Below are 18526 nucleotides of genomic sequence, written 5' to 3'. Positions count from 1 at the left end.
ATTGGACAGACTGATGAAGACATTCGTGAAAATTGCCGCGATCGGTGCGGTCCTGGGCATGGCGGCCTGCTCGCGGCCGGCCCAGCAGGGGGCGTTGGTGAACGACCCCTATGCCGGGGCGGGCGGGGGCGTGGGCAGCGCGGTGCTGCCCGGCTCGGCCGAGTATTTCAAGACCAGCGTGGGCGACACGGTGCTGTTCCCCGTGGACCAGTCCACCCTGACGCCCGAGGCGCGCACGATCCTGGCCAACCAGGCCGGCTGGCTGAACCAGAACGCGGGCTTTGCCGCCGTGATCGAAGGGCATGCCGACGAACAGGGCACGCGCGAATACAACCTTGCGCTTGGCGCGCGCCGCGCCAGCTCGGTGCAGGAATACCTGATCTCGCAAGGGGTGGCGGCGGGCCGGCTGCGCACGGTCAGCTATGGCAAGGAACGCCCGCTGGCGATCTGCTCGACCGAGGAATGCTATTCCAAGAACCGCCGCGCGGTGACGGCGGTCAGCCCCGGGGCGGGGATGTGATGCGCCTGCCCGGTATCAGGGGCCTGGCCCTGGCGGCGGGCCTGGCCCTGGCGGCGCTGCCGGTCGCGGCGCAGGACGCCCAGACCCTGGCCGACATCCGTGCCGAGCTGAACCAGCTTTCGGCCGACCTGCAGGGCCTGCGGGCGCAGTTGGTCGCCTCTGGCCCGGCGGGCTTTGCGGCGGCGGGCGGCGACAGCGCCATCGACCGCATGAACGCGATGGAGGCGCGGCTGGCGCAGCTGACCGGCCAGACCGAGCAGTTGCAGAACCGCATCGACCGCGTGGTCCGGGACGGCACCTCGCGCATCGGCGACATCGAGTTCCGCCTGTGCGAGATGGAGGAGGGCTGCGACCTGGGCAGCCTGACCACGCCGACGCTGGGCGACCAGGGGGGTGGGGCGTCCGCGCCGCTGCCGTCCTCGGACCAGCGGGGGGCGCTGGACCCCGCGAAAACCCCCTCGGCCGGGGCCGCGACCGCCGCGGAAAAGGCCGACTTCGACCGGGCCCGGGAGGTGCTCGGTCAAGGTGACTTTCGTCGTGCTGCGGACCTCTTTGCCGCCGTCGCCGAAACCCATGCGGGCGGTCCGCTGACCGCCGAGGCGCTGTTCCTGCGGGGGGCGGCGCTGGATTCGGCGGGCGACCTGGACGGCGCGGGCATCGCCTGGCTGGAAAGCTTTGCCACGAACCCGAACGGGCCGCAGGCGCCCGACGCGCTGCTGGGCCTGTCGCGGGTGATGCAGGCCAAGGCGGGCCCCGCCGAGGGCTGCTTCTATCTTCAGGAAATCCTGGCGCGCTTTACCGACAGCCCGCAGGCGGCCGAGGCGGAAAAGCGCATGAGCGCCGCCCAATGCGAGACCGTAACCGGGGGCGAGCCGATGGACCCCTCCATCGACCCCGAGGCTGCGGCGGACATGGTCGATGGCCACTGAGGCCCTGTCGCTGGACGAATCACCCATCCCCGATGGCGTGACCCGCCGCGTTCACGCGGCGTTGGATCGACTGGCCGGCGACATGCCCAGGCTGGGCATTGCCCTGTCGGGGGGCGGCGATTCCGTCGCGCTGATGCATCTGGCGCGGGACTGGGCGCGCGGCCGGCGGCTGCTGGCGGCGACCGTCGACCACGGGCTGCGCCCCGAATCCGCGGCCGAGGCGCGCGAGGCGCATCGCGCGGCGCAGTCGCTGGGCATTTCGCACGCGACGCTGCTGTGGCGCCGCGACACCGAGGCCGGGAACCTGATGGCTGCGGCCCGCGATGCCCGCTTGCGACTGCTGGCAGGCTGGGCGCAGCGCAACGGCCTGTCCGCCGTCCTGTTGGGCCACACGCTGGACGACCAGGCCGAAACGCTGCTGATGCGGCTGGGGCGTGGTTCGGGCGTGGACGGGCTGGCCGGCATGGCGCCGGTGCGCCCCGCCTTCGGGATGCTGTGGCTGCGGCCCATGCTGGGCGTCACCCGGGCCGAGCTGCGCGACTGGCTGGTCGCGCGGGGCATCGGCTGGGTGGACGACCCTTCGAACGACAATGCCGATTACGACCGGGTGCGCATCCGCCAGGCGCTGGCCGCCCTGGACCTGCCCGCCGCCCGGCTGTCGCAATCGGCCGAAAACCTGGCCATGGCGCGGGACGCGCTGCAGGTCTTTGCCGCCAAGGTCGCGCATGGGGCCCAGGCGGCGCAGGGCACGCTGGCGCTGCCGCTGACCCCATTCCGCCGCGCGCCGCTGGAGATCCGCCGGCGGCTGCTGGTGGCGGGGCTGCGCTTCGTCAACGGCTCGGACTATCCGCCCCGGCGCGAGGCGCTGCTGCATGCGCTGGCGGCGCTGAACACCGGAGCACGCACCACGCTGGACGGTGCCATCGCCGAACCCCTGACCGACCGGCTCCGCCTGTTCCGCGAGCCTGCCGCCGCCGCCCGCGCCGCGCCGGCCATGGCCGATGAGGCGGGCGGCGCGCGCTGGGATGGCCGCTGGGCGCTGACCGGCCTTGAACCCGACGAGACCGTGTCGGCCCTGGGCCATGGGCCGCTGCCCGCGCTGAACTGGCGCCAATCCCGGCTGGGCCGGGACGAGGCCGCGGCCACGCCCGCGGTGTGGCGGGGGGGCGATCTGGTCGCGGCCCCGCTGCTGAAATCCCATCCCCGCATCGCCGCCCGGCCGCTGCGAACCATCGACGACTTTCGCGCGCTGCTCTATACGCATTGAACCCGGCGCCGGAATCCCTATTTTCAGGCGGAAGCCTGTCCTACCCGTGGAGGAAACCCTTTTGGGCAACGCGCGCAATATCGCCTTCTGGGTGGTGCTGTTCCTGATGATCCTTGCGCTGTTCAACCTGTTCAGCGACGGCTCGTCGCAGATGAACAGCCGCCAGATCAGCTATTCCGACTTCATCCAGCGGGTGGACAAGGATGAGGTGACGGCCGTCACCATCGACGGCGAAACCGTCGGCATCACCACCAAGGACGGGCAAAAGCTGTCCACCGTCCGCCCGATGGGCGAGGACATCGCCGGCAAGCTGGTCGACAAGGGCGTCGACGTCCGGGTCGAGCGTCAGCAGCAGTCGGGCTTCATGTCGCTTCTGGGCGTGTGGCTGCCCTTCATCCTGCTGATCGGAGTGTGGATCTTCTTCATGAACCGGATGCAGGGCGGCGGCAAAGGCGGGGCCATGGGCTTCGGCAAGAGCCGCGCGAAACTTCTGACCGAAAAGCACGGCCGGGTGACCTTCGATGATGTCGCCGGCATCGACGAGGCCAAGGAGGAGCTTGAGGAGATCGTCGAGTTCCTGCGCAACCCGCAGAAATTCAGCCGCCTGGGCGGCAAGATCCCGAAAGGCGCGCTGCTGGTCGGCCCGCCCGGGACGGGTAAGACGCTGCTTGCGCGCGCCATCGCGGGCGAGGCGGGCGTACCCTTCTTCACCATCTCGGGTTCGGACTTCGTCGAGATGTTCGTCGGCGTCGGCGCGTCCCGTGTCCGCGACATGTTCGAGCAGGCCAAGAAATCGGCCCCCTGCATCGTCTTCATCGACGAGATCGACGCGGTCGGCCGCGCGCGCGGCGTCGGCATCGGCGGCGGCAACGACGAACGCGAACAGACGCTGAACCAGCTGCTGGTGGAAATGGACGGCTTCGACGCCAACGAAGGCGTCATCATCATCGCCGCGACCAACCGCAAGGACGTGCTGGACCCGGCACTGCTGCGCCCCGGTCGCTTCGACCGCCAGATCTATGTCCCGAACCCCGACATCAAGGGCCGCGAGAAGATCCTGTCGGTCCACGCCCGCAAGGTGCCCGTGGGCCCGGACGTGGACCTGCGCATCATCGCCCGCGGTACGCCCGGCTTCTCGGGTGCCGACCTGATGAACCTGGTGAACGAGGCCGCGCTGACCGCCGCCCGGCTGGGCCGCCGCTTCGTCACCATGGAGGATTTCGAGAACGCCAAGGACAAGGTCATGCTGGGTGTCGAACGCCGCAGCATGGTGCTGACCCCCGAGCAGAAGGAAAAGACCGCCTATCACGAGGCCGGCCACGCCATCGTCGGCCTGTCGCTGCCGAAATGCGATCCGGTCTACAAGGCGACGATCATCCCGCGCGGCGGCGCGCTGGGAATGGTGGTGTCGCTGCCCGAGATGGACCGGCTGAACTATCACAAGGACGAGGCCAAGCAGAAGCTTGCCATGACCATGGCCGGCAAGGCCGCCGAGATCATCAAGTATGGCGAGGAAGGCGTGTCGAACGGCCCCGCCGGCGACATCCAGCAGGCCAGTGCTCTGGCGCGCGCCATGGTGATGCGCTGGGGCATGTCCGACAAGGTCGGCAACATCGACTATGCCGAAGCGCATGAGGGCTATTCCGGCAACACCGGCGGCTTCTCGGTCTCGGCTGCGACCAAGGAACTGATCGAGCAGGAGGTCCGCGACCTGATCGAACAGGGCTATCAGGATGCCTATCGCATCCTGACCGAAAAGAACGAAGAATTCGAGCGCCTGGCCAAGGGGCTTCTGGAATACGAAACCCTGACCGGCGAAGATATCGGCCGCGTGATCCGGGGCGAGCCGCTGGGCGGGGATGACAATACGCCCAGTTCCTCGATCCCTTCGGTCAGCGCCATCCCGCGCACCGGACCGGCCCCGGCCCCTACCGAGGCAGCACCCCAGCCGCAAGGCTAAGACCGCTGACAATGCACCCAAGGCAGCCGCCCCGTCCGGGCGGCTGTTTCATTTTGATCGTGCCACTCGCCCGGCACCAAAACCGACTCCTGCGCGCAGGCCATTCCCTCTGACCTCGAGCCGGGGTAAGACCGGCCCATGACCGATGAGCCGATCCTGCCCCCCGACTCCGCCATGCACGCGCTGCGCGCGCGTATCGACGAACTCGACGGCCGGCTGGTCGCGCTTCTGTCCGAGCGCGCCGCCCTGATCGACGAGGCCGCCCGCATCAAGCTGCGCGAGGGGCTGCCCGCCCGCATCGACAGCCGGGTCGAGGAAGTCGCCGCCAACGCCCGTCGCCTGGCGGAGGAAAAAGGGCTGGACCCGGACCTGGCGGAAAGCCTGTGGCGCATGATGATGGAACATTTCATCGCCCAGGAAGACCGGCTGCTGTCGCGCTGAACCCGGTCGTCGGAATTGGGGGCTTTGCCCCCGCGCGTGCCGCGCTCCCCCAGGATATTTTTGCAAGAAAGAAACGCGTGCCGTTTCTCGAGTTCTTTCTTGCCCAAATATCCCGGGGGGTGAGAGGAGCGCAGCGACGAACGGGGGGCAGAGCCCCCCCGCGGCGTTTGCCAAAAGGATTAATCGTCGAACAGGCTTTCCTGCACGCGCGGAACGTCCAGCCCCAGATGCCGCCAGCCCAGCCGGGCCAGCATCCTGCCGCGCGGGGTGCGGGCGACCAGGCCCTGCTGCATGAGGTAGGGCTCGATCACCTCCTCGATGGCATCGCGGCTTTCCGACAGGGCAGCGGACAGGGTTTCGACGCCGACCGGGCCGCCACCGTAATGTTCGGCCATCAGCGTCAGATAGCGACGGTCGGCGGTGTCCAGACCCAAGTGATCCACCCCCAGACGCGTCAAGGCGCTGTCGGCGATCTGGCGGGTCAGGCGGCCGTCACCCTCGACCAGGGCGAAGTCGATCACCCGGCGCAGCAGGCGACCGGCGATGCGGGGCGTGCCCCGGGCGCGGCGGGCGATCTCTCGCGTGCCTTCGGGGTCCGACGGGACGCCCAGCAGCCGGGCGCCCCGGGTCACGATCAGGTCCAGTTCCTCGATCGTGTAGAACTCCAGCCGGGTCGGAATGCCGAACCGGTCGCGCAGCGGCGTCGTCAGCAGGCCCAGCCGGGTCGTCGCGCCGACCAGGGTAAAGGGCTGCAACTCGATCCGCACGGTGCGCGCGGCCGGGCCTTCGCCGATCACCAGGTCCAGTTCGAAGTCCTCGAGCGCCGGATAGAGGATCTCCTCGACCGCCGGGTTCATGCGGTGGATCTCGTCGATGAACAGCACGTCGCGCGCCTCGAGATTGGTCAGGATCGCCGCGAGGTCCCCGGCCCGGGCCAGAACCGGGCCTGAGGTCATCTTGAAGTTCACGCCCAGTTCGCGCGCCATGATCTGGGCCAGCGTCGTCTTGCCGAGGCCGGGCGGGCCGTGGAACAGGGTGTGGTCCATCGCCTTGCCGCGCATCCGGGCGCTTTCGATGAAGACGCGCAGGTTGGCGCGCGCCTCGGCCTGGCCGACAAAATCGGACAGCATCTGCGGGCGCAGGGCGCGGTCCTCGAATTCGCCCTCGATCGGCTCGGGGCGCAGCATGGGGTCGGGCTGGATCATCGGCTGCCCCATGGCCCGCCGCGGCCCGAGGCCGGCACGCGCGAGGCCATGACAGCCCCGCCGCCGGCCAGGGCGCGCAGCCGGGCGATGCGTTCCTCGGTCGGGGGGTGGGTGGCGAACAGCCGGTCCATGCGCAGCGCGTGCAGCGGGTTGACGATGAACAGGCTGGCCGAGGCGGGGTTCTTCTCGGCCGGGATGTTCACGACCTGCGCCGCGGCTCGCGAGATCTTGGCCAGGGCCCCGGCCAGCGCCATCGGCTGGCCGCAGATCTCGGCCCCGGTCCGGTCGGCCTCGTATTCGCGGGTGCGGGAAATCGCCATCTGCACCATCCCCGCCGCCAGGGGCGCAAAGATCATCGCCAGGATCGCGGCGAGGCCGCCGCCGCGGTTGTCGTCCCGCCCGCCGAACATCGACGAAAACATCAGCATGTTGCCCAGCATGGCGATGGCCCCCGCCATGGTCGCCGTCACCGTCATGGTCAGCGTGTCGCGGTGCTTGATATGGGCCAGCTCATGGGCGATCACCCCGGCCAGTTCGTCGCGCGTCAGCACCCGCATGATGCCCTGCGTCACCGCGACGGCGGCGTTTTCCGGGTTGCGCCCGGTGGCGAAGGCATTGGGCTGTTCGGTTTCCAGCACATAGACCGCCGGCATGGGCAGGTTCGCGCGGCTTGCCAGCGCCGCCACCATGTCCACGAGTTCGGGGGCCTCTTGGCGCGTGACCCGATGCGCGCCCTGCTGGCGCAGCACCATCTTGTCGCTGTTCCACCAGGCAAAGACGTTGCCCGCGCCGGCCACCAGCAGCGCGATCACCGCGCCGCCCTGGCCGCCGATCAGCCAGCCCATGCCCATGACCAGCGCGGTCAGGGCCGCCATCAGGATGAAGGTGCGCATATGTCCGGGCATCAGCGTTACTCCTTGGGTGCCAGCAGCCGCAGGGCGGCGCGGATCAACGCCGGGGTCGTGGCGCCGGGTTCCTGACCCGCCGCCTCGGCCACGGCGCGAACCGCTTCGGACGGAGCATAGCCCAGATTGCCCAAGGCCGAGAGCGCATCCGCCGTCGCCTGCGCCGATGCGGGGGCGGGAGGCGCGCCGGCCGGCGCCGGCGGGGTCTCCAGCACCTCGGCGGCCTGGGGCAGGGGGCCGGGGTCGACGGTCAACCCGCCCCCCAGCGCCATGACGGCGGGGGCCTTGTCCTTGAGTTCCATCACCACGCGCTGCGCCAGCTTGGGACCGACGCCCGGCGCCTTTCTAAGCGATGACCAGTCCCCCAGGGCCAGCGCCCGGCCCAGGCCCTCGGGGCCGAGCGTGCCCAGGATCGCCAGCGCCACCCGCGCGCCCACCCCCTGGACCGAGATCAGCAGCCGGTGCCATTCCTTTTCGACCAGCGTCGGAAAGCCGAAAAGCTGCAGCAGATCCTCGCGCACCAGCAGTTCGGTATAAAGCGCCGTGGCCTGCCCGGCCGGCGGCAGGCTGGCCGAGGTGCGTTCGCTGACATGGACGATATAGCCGACGCCGCGCACGTCGATCAGCACATGGTCCTGCGCCCGGTGCAGGATGATGCCCGCGATCCGCCCGATCATGCCATGCTCCTCATGCGATCACCTTGATCCTGATGCGGCGGCCCTGGATGTGATGGGCGTGGCAGATCGCCACCGCCAGCGCATCCGCCGCGTCGGGCCCCGCGAATTCCACGCCCGGCAGCATGAAGCGGACCATGTGCTGGATCTGGTCCTTGGCCGCGTGGCCTACGCCCACCACGGTCTTTTTCACGGCATTGGGGGCGTATTCGCCGATGTCCAGCCCCGCCTCGGCCGGGGCGAGCAGGGCGATGCCGCGGGCCTGGCCCAGCTTCAGCGTGCCGACGGCGTCCTTGTTGACGAAGGTCTGTTCGACCGCCGCCGCGTCGGGCGCGTGTTCGGCGATCACCGCGCAAAGCCCCCGATACAGCGTCGCCAGCCGCGGTCCCAGGGCGTCGCCCTGGGAATGGACGATGCCGTTTCCCAGATGGCGCAGCCGCGGTCCGTCCACGGCGATGACGCCCCAGCCCATGTTTCGCAAACCCGGGTCGATCCCGATGATCTTCATGCCTGCCCCTTTTGCGCCCATGGCTAGCACGAAAGGCGAACATCGACCAGACATTTCGGGTTCGGGTTGACATCGCCGCCCCGGGTCGGGGACATGGCAGCCATGGAGAAATCATGTCGCCTGCCCTGATCGCCGCGCTTCCCTTTCTGGGCGCCCTGCTGCCGGGACTGCTGATCCGGTCGGGTCGGGGGGTGGCCGCGATGGCCAGCGCAAGCGCCACGCTGGTCGCGCTGATCGGGCTGATCCTGCACATCCCGGCCGTCCTGTCGGGCGCGGTGGTCCAGACGCGGCTGGACTGGCTGCCGCAGGCGGGGCTGTCGGCGACCTTCCGGCTGGACGGGCTGGGCCTGCTGTTCGGCCTGCTGATCCTGGGGATCGGCCTGCTGATCCAGCTTTACGCCCGCCACTACCTGTCCGAGCGCGATCCGGCGGGGCGGTTCTTCACCTTCCTGATGCTGTTCCAAGGCGCGATGCTGGGCATCGCCCTGTCCGGGAACGTGCTGCTGCTGCTGGTGTTCTGGGAACTCACCTCGCTGTCGTCCTTCCTGCTGATCGGCTATTGGAGCCACCTGCCCGAGGCCCGTCGCGGCGCGCGCATGGCGCTGGTCGTGACAGCCCTGGGCGGGCTTGCGATGATCGCGGGGATGCTGATCCTGGGGCGCATCGCGGGCAGCTTCGAACTGGCCGACATCCTGGCATCGGGCGATGCCATCAAGGCCAGCCCGCTTTACACCCCGGCGCTGGTCCTGATCCTGCTGGGGGCCTTCACCAAGTCGGCGCAGTTCCCGTTCCATTTCTGGCTGCCCCATGCGATGGCGGCGCCGACGCCGGTGTCGGCCTATCTGCACTCGGCCACCATGGTCAAGGCGGGGATCTTCTTGCTGGCCCGGCTGTGGCCGGTGCTGTCCGGGACGCCCGAATGGTTCTGGCTGGTCACCGGGGCGGGGCTTGTCACCATGCTGCTGGGCGCCTGGGTCGCGATCTTTCGCGACGATCTCAAGGCGCTGCTGGCCTATTCCACGATCTCGCATCTGGGGCTGGTGACGATGCTTCTGGGGCTGGGCACGCAGGCGGCGGCGGTCGCGGCGCTGTTCCACATCCTGGCCCATGCCAGTTTCAAGGCCGCGCTGTTCATGGCCGCCGGCATCGTCGATCATGAAACCGGCACGCGGTCCATCGCCGGGCTGGGGGGCTTGCGGCGCCTGATGCCGCTGACCTTCGCGATCACCGCCGTGGCCGCGCTGTCGATGGCGGGCATCCCGCCGCTGAACGGGTTCCTCTCCAAGGAGATGATGCTGGAGCAGGCCGTCGCGGGCGGTGCGCTGCTGGCCGGGCTGGCGGCTCTGGCGGCGCTGTTCTCGGTCGGCTATTCGCTGCGGCTGGTCTGGCAGGTGTTCCTGGGCCCCGTGCGCCAGGATTATCCCCATGCGCCGCACGATCCGGGGCCGGGGCTGTGGCTGTCGCCCAGCCTGCTGGCGGTGCTGGTCGTCGCGATGGGGCTGTTTCCGAACGCGGTCGCGGGCTGGCTGGTGACGGCGGCGGCGGGTGCGGTCACCGGCGGGCAGCCGCACCCGCATTTCGCGCTGTGGCATGGCCTGACGCCGGCGCTGGCGCTGTCGCTGCTGGCCGTGGCGGGCGGGGCCTGGGTGCTGATGCGCCAGCCGCGCCTGCTGGCCTGGCGCGACGGGTTGCGCCGCCCCGACGCAGGGGCAGGTTTTGCCGTGGGCGAGGCCGTGGCCGCGCGGCTTGCGCGCGCCTTCACCGACCGGCTGACCAACGGCTCGATGGCGCGGGCCATGCTGGGGCTGGCGTTGACGGTCGTGCTGTGCGGCGCCTGGGCGTTTTCGACCGGCGGCTACGGCGGGCCGACGCGGCCCATGCTGCCCGTCCAGGTCGTGCCGCTGATCGGCTGGCTGATGCTGGTGACCGCCACGGGCTGCATGGTCGCCTGGCACCGCGAGCGTGTGCTGGCCCTGGTCCTGGTGGGGATCGTGGGGCTGATGGTGTCCTGTTCGTTCCTGTACCTTTCCGCCCCCGACCTTGCGCTGACCCAGATCTCGGTCGAGGTGGTCACGGTGATCCTGTTGCTGCTAGCACTGAACTTCCTGCCGCGCCGCAGCCCGGTCGAAAGCCGCCCGGCCAAGCGCGGGCTGGACGCGGCGATCGCGACGCTGGGGGGCTTGGGCTTCGGCGCGCTGGCCTATGTGGTGATGCGGGGCGATTTCGCCTTTCCGTCGATCTCGGGCTACATGGTCGAAAACAGCTATCGGCTGGGCGGCGGCAACAATGTGGTCAACGTGATCCTGGTCGATTTCCGCGGCTATGACACCTTTGGCGAGATCACCGTTCTGGGCATCGCCGCGCTGACGATCTTTGCCCTGACCCAGACCCTGCTGGTCGGCGAAAGCGCGCGGCGGCTGCGCGCCCTGCGCAGCCAGCCCCGCCGGCGCGCCGGGGCGATCCATCCGCTGATGCTGGTCGTCGTCACCCGGCAGATCCTGCCCATCGCGCTGCTGGTGGGCGTCTACATCTTTCTGCGCGGCCACAACCTGCCGGGCGGGGGGTTCATCGCCGGGCTGGTCGTGGCCATCGCGCTGGTGTCGCAATACATGGCCTCGGGCTATGCCTGGGCCATGGAGCGCAACCGCATCCCCTATCACGCGCTGATCGGGGCGGGCGTGGTCGCGGCGGGGATCACCGGGATCGCAGCCTGGTTCGCGGGCCTGCCCTTCCTGACCTCGGCCTTCGGCTATGTCACGCTGCCGGGGCTTGAGAAATTCGAACTGGCCTCGGCCATGGGGTTCGACCTGGGCGTGTTCCTGTGCGTCCTCGGCGCGGTGATGCTGGCGCTGGATTCGCTGTCGCGGCTGGCGCGCGTCGCCGGCCAAAGGGATCACGCGCCCATGGACGTCGACCCCAGCAACCCCGCGACGCAAGGAAAGGGCTGATGGAGCTTTTGCTGTCCAGCGCCATCGGCGTGATGACCGCCGCCGGCATCTATCTGATCCTGCGCCGACGCAGCTTTGCCGTGGTGCTGGGGACGACCATGCTGAGCTATGCGATCAACCTGTTCCTGTTCTCGACCGGGCGGCTGGTGGTCGACGCGCCGCCGGTCCTGCGCGACGGCGTCGCCGCCCATACCGACCCCTTGCCGCAGGCGCTGGTGCTGACCGCCATCGTCATTTCCTTCGGCATGACGGCGGTGCTGGTCATGATGGCGCTGGGTGCCTGGCTGGAAGGCGGCGACGATCGCGTGGACATGCCCCGCGACGACCGCGCCCCCCCGGAGGACGCATGAGCCATCTGCTGATCGCCCCGGTCCTGCTGCCCGCCGTCATCGGCGCGCTGATCATCCTGTGGATGCGCGACGACCTGCTGCTGCAACGGGTGTTTTCCATCGCCGGCACCGTCGCCCTCCTGGGGGTCGCGCTGTACCTGGCGGGCTTGGCGGGAACGGGACAGATACAGGTCTATCGCCTGGGCAACTGGGCCGCGCCCTTCGGCATCGTCCTGATGCTGGACCGGCTGGCGGCGCTGATGCTGCTGCTGACGGCGGCGCTGGCGCTGGTCGTCCAGCTATACGCCACCGGATCGGGCTGGGACCGCAAGGGCTGGCATTTCCATGCCCTGTGGCAGTTCCAGCTGATGGGCCTGTGCGGCGCATTCCTGACCGGGGACGCCTTCAACCTGTTCGTGTTCTTCGAGATCCTGCTGATCGCAAGCTATGGGCTGATGATCCACGGCGGCGGGGCCATGCGGCTGCGGGCCGGGGTGCAGTACATCGCCTACAACCTGGTCGGCTCGGTCCTGTTCCTGGCGGCGCTTGGAGTGCTTTACGCCGTCACCGGCACGCTGAACATGGCCGACATGGCTGCGCGCGTGGCGGCCATGCCCGCCCAGGACACCGCGCTGCTGCGCACCGGGGCAGTCCTGCTGATGCTGGTCTTTGCCATCAAGGCCGCACTGGTGCCGCTGCATTTCTGGCTGCCCTCGACCTATGCGGATGCGCCGGGGCCGGTCGCGGCGCTGTTCGCGATCATGACCAAGGTCGGCATCTATGCCATCATCCGCTTCTTTACCCTGGTCTTTCCGCATGGCGGCACGACCGGGCAGGTGGTGGCCGAACTGCTGCTGCCCGCCGCCCTGTTCACGCTGGCGATCGGGCAGATCGGCATCCTGGGCAGCCGCCACCTGGGGCGGGTCGCGGCCTTTGCGGCCATCGGCTCGGTCGGCACGCTGGCGGTGGCGGTGGCGCAGTTCAGCCCGCAGGCCACGGCGGCGGCGCTGTATTACCTGATCCATTCGACGCTGGCCGGCGCCGCGCTGTTCCTGATCGCCGACATGATCGGCGCGCGGCGGGGCGACCTGTGGCTGCGCCCCGGGCCCGCGCTGCCCTGGCAGGGGATGATCGCGGCCTTCTTCATGGCCTCGGCCGTGGCGATGGCGGGGATGCCGCCGTTCTCGGGCTTCTTCGGCAAGCTGATGATCCTGCAGGCGACCCAGGGCGCGCCCTGGGCGGTCTGGATCTGGGGCACGGTGCTTTCGACCTCGCTGGTCGCGATCTATGGCATGGCGCGCGCGGGCTCGGTCCTGTTCTGGCAGGCGCGGGAACCGGCCCTGCCCGCGCCCGACCCCGAGCCGGGCCCGCCCGGCCCGATCCCGACCAAGCTGGAAACGCACGAGCCGATCCAGGACCTGGGCGACGCCGCCTCGCCCGCGCTGACGGCGGTGGCGGTGGGGGCGCTGCTGGCCGGCATCGTGGCGCTGACGCTGCTGGCCGGCCCCGCCATGCGCCTGGCCGAGGCGGCGGCCGCGCAGTTGCACGATCCCGCCGCCTATCTGGGCGCCGTGCTGCACGGGCAGGAGGGCACGAAATGATCCGCCGGCTGTTCCCGCACCCCATCCTGTCGCTGGCCCTGGTCGCGGTCTGGATGGCGCTGGTGAACCGCTGGGCGCTGGGATCGCTGGTCTTTGCGGGGATTATGGCCGTGGCGGTGCCTTTGGCGGTCGCGCCCTATTGGCAGGGCGCGGGCGGCTTGCGCCGGCCGGGGCGTGTGCCGGCCTTTCTGGGAATCGTGATCGGCGACATCGTGCGGGCCAATTTCCAGGTCGCGCGGATCGTGCTGTTCATGCCGCGCACGAACCTGCGCCCGGCCTGGGTCATCGTGCCGCTGGACCTGCGCCGCCCCGAGGCGATCACCGCCCTGGCCGCGACCATCACCCTGACCCCCGGGACGGTCAGCTGCGACCTGTCGCGCGACGGCCGCAGCCTGCTGGTCCATTGCCTGCACGCCCCCGATCCCGATGCCGTCCTGTCCGAGATCAAGACGCGCTACGAATCGCGCCTGAAGGAGATTTTCGAATGATCGGCCTGGCTCTCGGCTTTGCCTATGGCTGTTTCGGGCTGGCGATGCTGTGCTGCCTGTACCGGGTGGTGCGCGCGCCGGGGCTGCCCGACCGGCTGCTGGCGCTGGACACGATGACCGTCAACGCCATCGCGCTGCTGGCGCTGTTCGGGATCGACCGCGGCACCGGCCTGTATTTCGAGGCGGCGCTGCTGTTTGCCATGGTGGGCTTCGTCTCGACCGTCGCCTATGCGAAGTTCATCCTGCGCGGCGACATCATCGAATAAGAGGAGGAGCGGCAATGATCGGGGAAATCCTGGTGTCCGGGCTGCTGATCATCGGCGGCGTGTTCGGGCTGGTCGGGTCCTGGGGGCTGATCCGGCTGCCCGATCCGATGACGCGGCTGCACGCGCCGACGAAATCGGCGACGCTGGGCGTGGGGGCGGTGCTCGTGGCCTCGATGCTGTGGTTCCCGCTGCGGGGCGGGCAGGCCAGCTGGCACGAGTTTCTGATCGCGCTGTTCCTGTTCCTGACCGCGCCCGTCACCGGCAACATGATCGCCAAGGCGAACCTGCACCTGGGCGGCCCGGCCAAGGTGCCCCCGCCGCCAAAGGGCGACTGGGCCACGTTTTCGGACCGGGAAGAGCCCTAGAGCAGCCCGGCGTGTTCCATCGCCGCGTCGATCTGCGCCTTCGTGGCATCGGTCAGGCCGACCAGCGGCAGGCGCACCCGGTCGCTGCACAGGCCCAGCCGCGACAGGGCGTATTTCGCGCCCGCGACGCCCGGCTCCAGGAAGATCGCCACATGCAGCGGCATCAGCCGGTCCTGGTATTCCAGCGCCCTGGCATAGTCGCCCGCCAGCGTCGCCTGCTGGAACTCGGCGCAAAGCTTCGGCGCCACGTTCGCGGTGACGCTGATGCAGCCGACGCCGCCGTGCGCGTTGAAGCCAAGCGCCGTCGCATCCTCGCCCGACAGCTGGATGAAGTCGGTGCCGCAGGTGATGCGCTGCTGGCTGACGCGCTCCAGCTTGCCGGTCGCGTCCTTGACGCCGACGATGCGCGGCAGCTTCGCCAACTCACCCATCGTCTCGGGCGTCATGTCCACGACCGAGCGGCCGGGGATGTTGTAGATGATGATCGGCAGGTCCGAGGCCTCGTGCAGCGCGGTGAAATGCGCGATCAGCCCGGCCTGGGTCGGCTTGTTGTAATAGGGCGTCACCACCAGCGCGCCCTGGGCGCCGGCCTCTTGCGCGTGCTGGACCAGGCCGATCCCCTCATGCGTGGCGTTCGAGCCCGCCCCCGCGATCACCGGGACGCGGCCGGCGGCGATGCGCACGACTTCCTCGACGACCTTGCGATGCTCGTCATGGGTCAGGGTCGGGCTTTCGCCGGTGGTGCCGACGGGCACCAGGCCGTGGCTGCCCTGTGCGATCTGCCATTCGACCAGCTTTTCCAGCGCGGCAAGATCCAGATCCCCGTCGGGGGTGAAGGGCGTGACCAGCGCGGGCAGGGAGCCTTTGAACATGACGTTATCCTGACGTTTGATTGCCCATCGCCCTTACAACCGCCCGCGCCGCTTGCCAAGGATGTGAGTTGCGCAGGCCGGCGGATCGCCGCAGAAATGGCGCCATGACGTATCCCTTGCGCGACAGGATTCTGGGCCCGGTGCTGGCCTTTTCGCTGGCCCTCGGGCTGGGGCCCGGCCTGGGTGGCAGTGCCGGAGCCGAGGACGCGGCCGCGCTGGCCCGCGCGCTGGAGCGTTCGGCCCAACGCGACTGGCCCGGCGCGCAGGACCATGCGGCGCGGTCCGGGCCCATCGCGCAGGACCTGATCCGCTGGCAGCGGCTGCGGGCGGGGCAGGGGACATGGCCAGAATACCTGCAATTCGCGCTGAGCCATCGCGACTGGCCGGGCATGGCGCTGCTGTACCGGCGGGGGGATGCGCTGCTGCGGCCCGACCTGCCGCCGGCGCAGATCCTGGCCTGGTTCGGCGACCGCCGCCCCGAGACCTTGCCCGCCGCCGAGGCGCTGATCGCCGCGCTGACCGTCTTGGACCCGGCTGCCGCCCAGGCCGAGATCGCGCGCTTCTGGACCACGACGCCGCTGGCCAAGCCCGAGGCCGAGGCCTTCATGGCCGCCCACAGCCCGGTGCTGCTGGACCTGCACGACCAGCGCATCGCGAACCTGCTGGACATCGGCGAATGGCGCGCCGCGCGCGACATGCTGCCCGTCGCCTCGGCCCCGATGCAGGCGCTGGCGCAGGCCCGGATCGCGGTGCAATCGGGGCAGGCGGGGGTGGACACGCTGATCCTGGCCCTGCCGGCGCAGGCGCGGGCGGATGCGGGGCTGGCGCTCGACCGCTTCAACTGGCGGGTGCGGGCCGGGATGGGCGATCTGGCGCGCGACCTGATGCTGGAACGCTCGACCTCGGCCGAGGCGCTGCGCGATCCCGCCGCCTGGGCCGGCAAGCGCGCCGATTATGCCCGCGCCGCCCTGCGCGCGGGCGACTGGGCCCTGGCCGAGCGACTGGCCGCCAACCATTTCCTGCCTTCGGGGGGCGAGGATTTCATCGACCTGGAATGGATCGCGGGCTTTGCCGCGCTGAAGGGCGGCGCCCCGGACCGTGCCCTGGCCCATTTCCGCCGGATCGAGGACGGGGTCGCAAGCCCGATCTCGCTGTCCCGCGCGCTGTACTGGCAGGGCCGCGCGCATGAGGCGGCGGGCAATGCCGGCGCCGCCCGCGCCGTCTATCTGCACGCGGCAAGCTGGCAGACGGCCTATTACGGCCAGCTTGCCGCCGAAAGGCTGCGCGAGCCGATGCAGCCGGCGCTGGCCGTTCCCGGTCCTGCGCCCGACAGCCTGCCCGACTGGCGCGGCAGCGCGCTGCGCGCGAACCCGGTCTGGCAGGCCGGCGTCTGGCTGCTTGCGGCGGGCGATTTCGACCAGGGCGCGCGGTTTTTCCTGCACCTGGCCGAAACCGCCCCGCCCGAGGACATCGGCCGCATGGCCCGGCTGATGGTCGAACTGCGCAAGCCCTGGCACGCGCTGCGCCTGGCCAAGGCCGCCGCCGCCAAGGGCGTGATCTATCCCGCCGCCTACTACCCGCTGACGGGCCTAGAAGGGAAGCCGCTGGGCCTGCCGCCCGAACTGGTCATGGCCATCGCCCGGCGCGAAAGCGAGTTCAACCACACGGTCTCGTCGCATGCGGGGGCGCTGGGACTGATGCAGGTCATGCCCGACACGGCCCGGGCCATGGCGCGAAAGCTCGGCGAGCCGTTCGACCAGCGCCGGCTGACGCGCGACGCGGCCTATAACGCGCGGCTGGGCGCGGCCTATCTGACGGGCCTGCGCGACCGCTTCGGCACCTCGGTCGCGCTGGTCGCGGCGGGCTACAATGCGGGGCCGGGTCGCTCGGCCCGCTGGCTGGCCGATTTCGGCGACCTGCGGCGCGAGGCGGACCCGGTCGAATGGGTCGAGATGATCCCGTTCGACGAAACCCGCAACTATGTCATGCGCGTGGCCGAGGCGCTGCCCGTCTATCGCGCCCGCATCGCGGGGCGGCCCGCGCCCATCGTGCCCAGCTTCGACCTGACCGGGGGCGGGTTGATGCCGGTGCCGCCGCAGCCGCCGATCCGGCTGGCCTATTCGTCCCGCCCGCCGATGTCGGGGCGGGCGCTGGCCCATTTCGGCGCGGGCGGGGTCCTGGCGCAGGTGCTGGTGCCGGTCCCGGCGGTGGTTGCGGCCTCGGACCCGGCGGCGGCGGTCATCGACCCCGCGCTGCCCGTTCCCGGACCAGGGACCGCCACCAGGTGAACAGCCCCGCGCCGACGACGATGGCCGCGCCGATGGCGACATGCGGGGCCAGCACCTCGCCGAAATAGACCACGCCGAAGATGCTGATCCACACCAGCTGGGTATAGGAGAAGGGCTGCAGCGCCGAAGCCTCAGCCAGCTCATAGGCCTTGATCAGCATGAAATGCGCGATGCCCGCAAAGGCGCAGAGCAGCAGCAGCCAGGGAATGTCGCGCCCGGCGATGGGCTCCCATTCGGGCAGGCCGATCAGCGTCATGGTGATCGCCCCCACGATGGCGGTCCAGACGAAGCTGACCATGGCCGGGTCGTCGCGCCCGACCCGGCGCGTCAGCAGGCCATAGACCGCGAACATCACCGCCGCCAGGAACGGCAGCGCCGCTTCGGCCGAAAACACGCCGCGCCCCGGTTGCAGGATGATCAGGATGCCCAGAAAGCCCACGCCGGCCGCGACCCAGCGCCGCCAGCCGACCTTTTCGCCCAGGACCGGCCCCGACAGGACCGAGATCAGCAGGGGATAGCAGGCAAAGACCGCATGGGTGTTGATCAGGCCCAGGCGCACGAAGGCCTCGATCGTGATGACGATCTCGAGGGCCAGCAGGACGCCGCGCAGCGCCTGGCTGAAGGGCCGCTTGCTGCGCATCGCCGCGCGCAGCCCGCCCGGCCGGCGCCAGGTCAGCAGGACCACGGCCAGCGCAAAGAACCAATAGCGCAGCATGGTCACGAAGACCGGCGAATATTCCGACCCGAGATGGCGCGAGATGCCGTCCTGGATGGCAAAGATGAAGGCGGCGACGCAGATCAGCAGGATCGCCGTGCCCTGGCGGTCCGGCTTCTGCGCAAGGGGCCGGGCCGCAGGCTGGGTGCCGGGGGCCAGCACCGGCCCGGTCGGGATATTGTCGGTCATGGCAGGCTTTCGGCTTGGTATGGAAGCCATGCGCCGGCCTGCGCGAAACGTCAACC

At 70.1% G+C, this 18526-nt stretch carries 18 protein-coding genes; 12 read left to right on the top strand and 6 right to left on the bottom strand.

The genetic code is table 11. The features are described 5' to 3' along the window. The first annotated feature begins 13 nt into the window (after positions 1-13). The 5 genes from pal to BU28_RS0110705 all read left to right on the top strand — a co-directional run bounded on the left by pal (position 14) and on the right by BU28_RS0110705 (position 5117). Positions 14-520 (top strand): peptidoglycan-associated lipoprotein Pal, encoded by a 507-nt coding sequence (pal, locus tag BU28_RS0110725; protein WP_028719479.1) that lies wholly within the window; start codon positions 14-16, stop codon positions 518-520. Continuing rightward, positions 520-1449, top strand: coding sequence for a tetratricopeptide repeat protein (locus BU28_RS0110720; RefSeq protein WP_036762659.1), 930 nt, complete (start codon positions 520-522; stop codon positions 1447-1449). Before pal ends, BU28_RS0110720 begins: the two co-directional genes overlap by 1 nt. Then, positions 1439-2716 carry a tRNA lysidine(34) synthetase TilS gene (tilS, locus tag BU28_RS0110715; RefSeq protein WP_051578120.1) on the top strand — a complete coding sequence of 426 codons (1278 nt, stop codon included), beginning with the start codon at positions 1439-1441 and terminating at the stop codon, positions 2714-2716. Before BU28_RS0110720 ends, tilS begins: the two co-directional genes overlap by 11 nt. 61 nt (positions 2717-2777) lie before the next feature. After that, positions 2778-4676, top strand: coding sequence for an ATP-dependent zinc metalloprotease FtsH (gene ftsH / locus BU28_RS0110710; RefSeq protein ID WP_028719476.1), 1899 nt, complete (start codon positions 2778-2780; stop codon positions 4674-4676). A 138-nt stretch (positions 4677-4814) separates the two neighbouring features. Then, positions 4815-5117, top strand: coding sequence for a chorismate mutase (locus BU28_RS0110705; RefSeq protein ID WP_028719475.1), 303 nt, complete (start codon positions 4815-4817; stop codon positions 5115-5117). 179 nt (positions 5118-5296) lie between these two features. On the opposite strand, the gene ruvB is transcribed toward BU28_RS0110705, so the two are convergent. The 4 genes from ruvB to ruvC are packed head-to-tail and all read right to left on the bottom strand — an operon-like array spanning position 5297 to position 8409. Continuing rightward, positions 5297-6322, bottom strand: coding sequence for a Holliday junction branch migration DNA helicase RuvB (ruvB, locus tag BU28_RS0110700; RefSeq protein WP_028719474.1), 1026 nt, complete (start codon positions 6320-6322; stop codon positions 5297-5299). Continuing rightward, complete coding sequence (gene htpX, locus BU28_RS0110695) at positions 6319-7227, bottom strand: zinc metalloprotease HtpX (RefSeq protein ID WP_028719473.1); 909 nt, start codon at positions 7225-7227, stop codon at positions 6319-6321. Before htpX ends, ruvB begins: the two co-directional genes overlap by 4 nt. Positions 7228-7232: 5 nt before the next feature. After that, entirely contained in the window at positions 7233-7904 is a 672-nt protein-coding gene (gene ruvA / locus BU28_RS0110690) for a Holliday junction branch migration protein RuvA (RefSeq protein WP_028719472.1), read from the bottom strand. Positions 7905-7914: 10 nt separating this feature from the next. Continuing rightward, positions 7915-8409, bottom strand: a complete 495-nt coding sequence (gene ruvC / locus BU28_RS0110685) for a crossover junction endodeoxyribonuclease RuvC (RefSeq protein WP_028719471.1) — start codon at positions 8407-8409, stop codon at positions 7915-7917. Between the two features lie 113 nt (positions 8410-8522). Here ruvC and BU28_RS0110680 point away from each other — a divergent pair, with 113 nt between their 5' ends. Genes BU28_RS0110680 through BU28_RS0110655 form a run of 6 tightly spaced genes read left to right on the top strand, consistent with a single transcriptional unit; the run spans position 8523 to position 14406 of the window. Beyond that, positions 8523-11357 (top strand): monovalent cation/H+ antiporter subunit A, encoded by a 2835-nt coding sequence (locus BU28_RS0110680; RefSeq protein ID WP_028719470.1) that lies wholly within the window; start codon positions 8523-8525, stop codon positions 11355-11357. Then, a complete protein-coding gene (locus BU28_RS0110675; RefSeq protein ID WP_028719469.1) occupies positions 11357-11707 on the top strand; it encodes a Na+/H+ antiporter subunit C in 351 nt (116 codons plus the stop codon). The genes BU28_RS0110680 and BU28_RS0110675 overlap by 1 nt, the downstream gene beginning before the upstream one ends. Beyond that, on the top strand, positions 11704-13287 hold the full coding sequence (locus BU28_RS0110670; protein WP_028719468.1) for a monovalent cation/H+ antiporter subunit D: 1584 nt from the start codon (positions 11704-11706) through the stop codon (positions 13285-13287). The genes BU28_RS0110675 and BU28_RS0110670 overlap by 4 nt, the downstream gene beginning before the upstream one ends. Continuing rightward, a complete protein-coding gene (locus tag BU28_RS0110665) occupies positions 13284-13775 on the top strand; it encodes a Na+/H+ antiporter subunit E (protein ID WP_028719467.1) in 492 nt (163 codons plus the stop codon). Before BU28_RS0110670 ends, BU28_RS0110665 begins: the two co-directional genes overlap by 4 nt. Beyond that, positions 13772-14041, top strand: coding sequence for a K+/H+ antiporter subunit F (locus BU28_RS0110660; protein ID WP_028719466.1), 270 nt, complete (start codon positions 13772-13774; stop codon positions 14039-14041). Before BU28_RS0110665 ends, BU28_RS0110660 begins: the two co-directional genes overlap by 4 nt. A gap of 14 nt (positions 14042-14055) precedes the next feature. Then, complete coding sequence (locus tag BU28_RS0110655) at positions 14056-14406, top strand: Na+/H+ antiporter subunit G (protein ID WP_028719465.1); 351 nt, start codon at positions 14056-14058, stop codon at positions 14404-14406. Here BU28_RS0110655 and dapA read toward each other — a convergent pair. Next, complete coding sequence (gene dapA / locus BU28_RS0110650) at positions 14403-15278, bottom strand: 4-hydroxy-tetrahydrodipicolinate synthase (RefSeq protein ID WP_028719464.1); 876 nt, start codon at positions 15276-15278, stop codon at positions 14403-14405. The two genes, BU28_RS0110655 and dapA, sit on opposite strands and share 4 nt — an antisense overlap. A gap of 104 nt (positions 15279-15382) precedes the next feature. Here dapA and BU28_RS22685 point away from each other — a divergent pair, with 104 nt between their 5' ends. Then, entirely contained in the window at positions 15383-17566 is a 2184-nt protein-coding gene (locus BU28_RS22685; protein WP_051578119.1) for a lytic transglycosylase domain-containing protein, read from the top strand. Here the strand turns inward: BU28_RS22685 and BU28_RS0110640 are convergent. Further along, positions 17517-18470 carry a DMT family transporter gene (locus tag BU28_RS0110640; RefSeq protein WP_028719463.1) on the bottom strand — a complete coding sequence of 318 codons (954 nt, stop codon included), beginning with the start codon at positions 18468-18470 and terminating at the stop codon, positions 17517-17519. The genes BU28_RS22685 and BU28_RS0110640 overlap by 50 nt on opposite strands. Positions 18471-18526 lie beyond the last annotated feature (56 nt).

It is taken from the genome of Paracoccus yeei ATCC BAA-599, assembly GCF_000622145.1.
GTDB lineage: Bacteria > Pseudomonadota > Alphaproteobacteria > Rhodobacterales > Rhodobacteraceae > Paracoccus > Paracoccus yeei.
This window is presented reverse-complemented; position numbering and strand designations above follow the sequence as displayed.

What these genes read in the sequence shown, in the direction of transcription:
- BU28_RS0110660 (WP_028719466.1), top strand. Translation starts at nt 13,772, where the DNA reads ATGATCGGCCTGGCTCTCGGCTTTGCCTATGGCTGTTTCGGGCTGGCG.
- BU28_RS0110670 (WP_028719468.1), top strand. Translation starts at nt 11,704, where the DNA reads ATGAGCCATCTGCTGATCGCCCCGGTCCTGCTGCCCGCCGTCATCGGC.
- ruvC (WP_028719471.1), bottom strand. Translation starts at nt 8,409, where the DNA reads ATGAAGATCATCGGGATCGACCCGGGTTTGCGAAACATGGGCTGGGGC.
- BU28_RS0110640 (WP_028719463.1), bottom strand. Translation starts at nt 18,470, where the DNA reads ATGACCGACAATATCCCGACCGGGCCGGTGCTGGCCCCCGGCACCCAG.
- BU28_RS0110675 (WP_028719469.1), top strand. Translation starts at nt 11,357, where the DNA reads ATGGAGCTTTTGCTGTCCAGCGCCATCGGCGTGATGACCGCCGCCGGC.
- ruvB (WP_028719474.1), bottom strand. Translation starts at nt 6,322, where the DNA reads ATGATCCAGCCCGACCCCATGCTGCGCCCCGAGCCGATCGAGGGCGAA.
- BU28_RS0110680 (WP_028719470.1), top strand. Translation starts at nt 8,523, where the DNA reads ATGTCGCCTGCCCTGATCGCCGCGCTTCCCTTTCTGGGCGCCCTGCTG.
- htpX (WP_028719473.1), bottom strand. Translation starts at nt 7,227, where the DNA reads ATGCCCGGACATATGCGCACCTTCATCCTGATGGCGGCCCTGACCGCG.
- BU28_RS0110705 (WP_028719475.1), top strand. Translation starts at nt 4,815, where the DNA reads ATGACCGATGAGCCGATCCTGCCCCCCGACTCCGCCATGCACGCGCTG.
- dapA (WP_028719464.1), bottom strand. Translation starts at nt 15,278, where the DNA reads ATGTTCAAAGGCTCCCTGCCCGCGCTGGTCACGCCCTTCACCCCCGAC.
- BU28_RS0110665 (WP_028719467.1), top strand. Translation starts at nt 13,284, where the DNA reads ATGATCCGCCGGCTGTTCCCGCACCCCATCCTGTCGCTGGCCCTGGTC.
- BU28_RS0110655 (WP_028719465.1), top strand. Translation starts at nt 14,056, where the DNA reads ATGATCGGGGAAATCCTGGTGTCCGGGCTGCTGATCATCGGCGGCGTG.
- pal (WP_028719479.1), top strand. Translation starts at nt 14, where the DNA reads ATGAAGACATTCGTGAAAATTGCCGCGATCGGTGCGGTCCTGGGCATG.
- BU28_RS22685 (WP_051578119.1), top strand. Translation starts at nt 15,383, where the DNA reads ATGACGTATCCCTTGCGCGACAGGATTCTGGGCCCGGTGCTGGCCTTT.
- tilS (WP_051578120.1), top strand. Translation starts at nt 1,439, where the DNA reads ATGGCCACTGAGGCCCTGTCGCTGGACGAATCACCCATCCCCGATGGC.
- BU28_RS0110720 (WP_036762659.1), top strand. Translation starts at nt 520, where the DNA reads ATGCGCCTGCCCGGTATCAGGGGCCTGGCCCTGGCGGCGGGCCTGGCC.
- ruvA (WP_028719472.1), bottom strand. Translation starts at nt 7,904, where the DNA reads ATGATCGGGCGGATCGCGGGCATCATCCTGCACCGGGCGCAGGACCAT.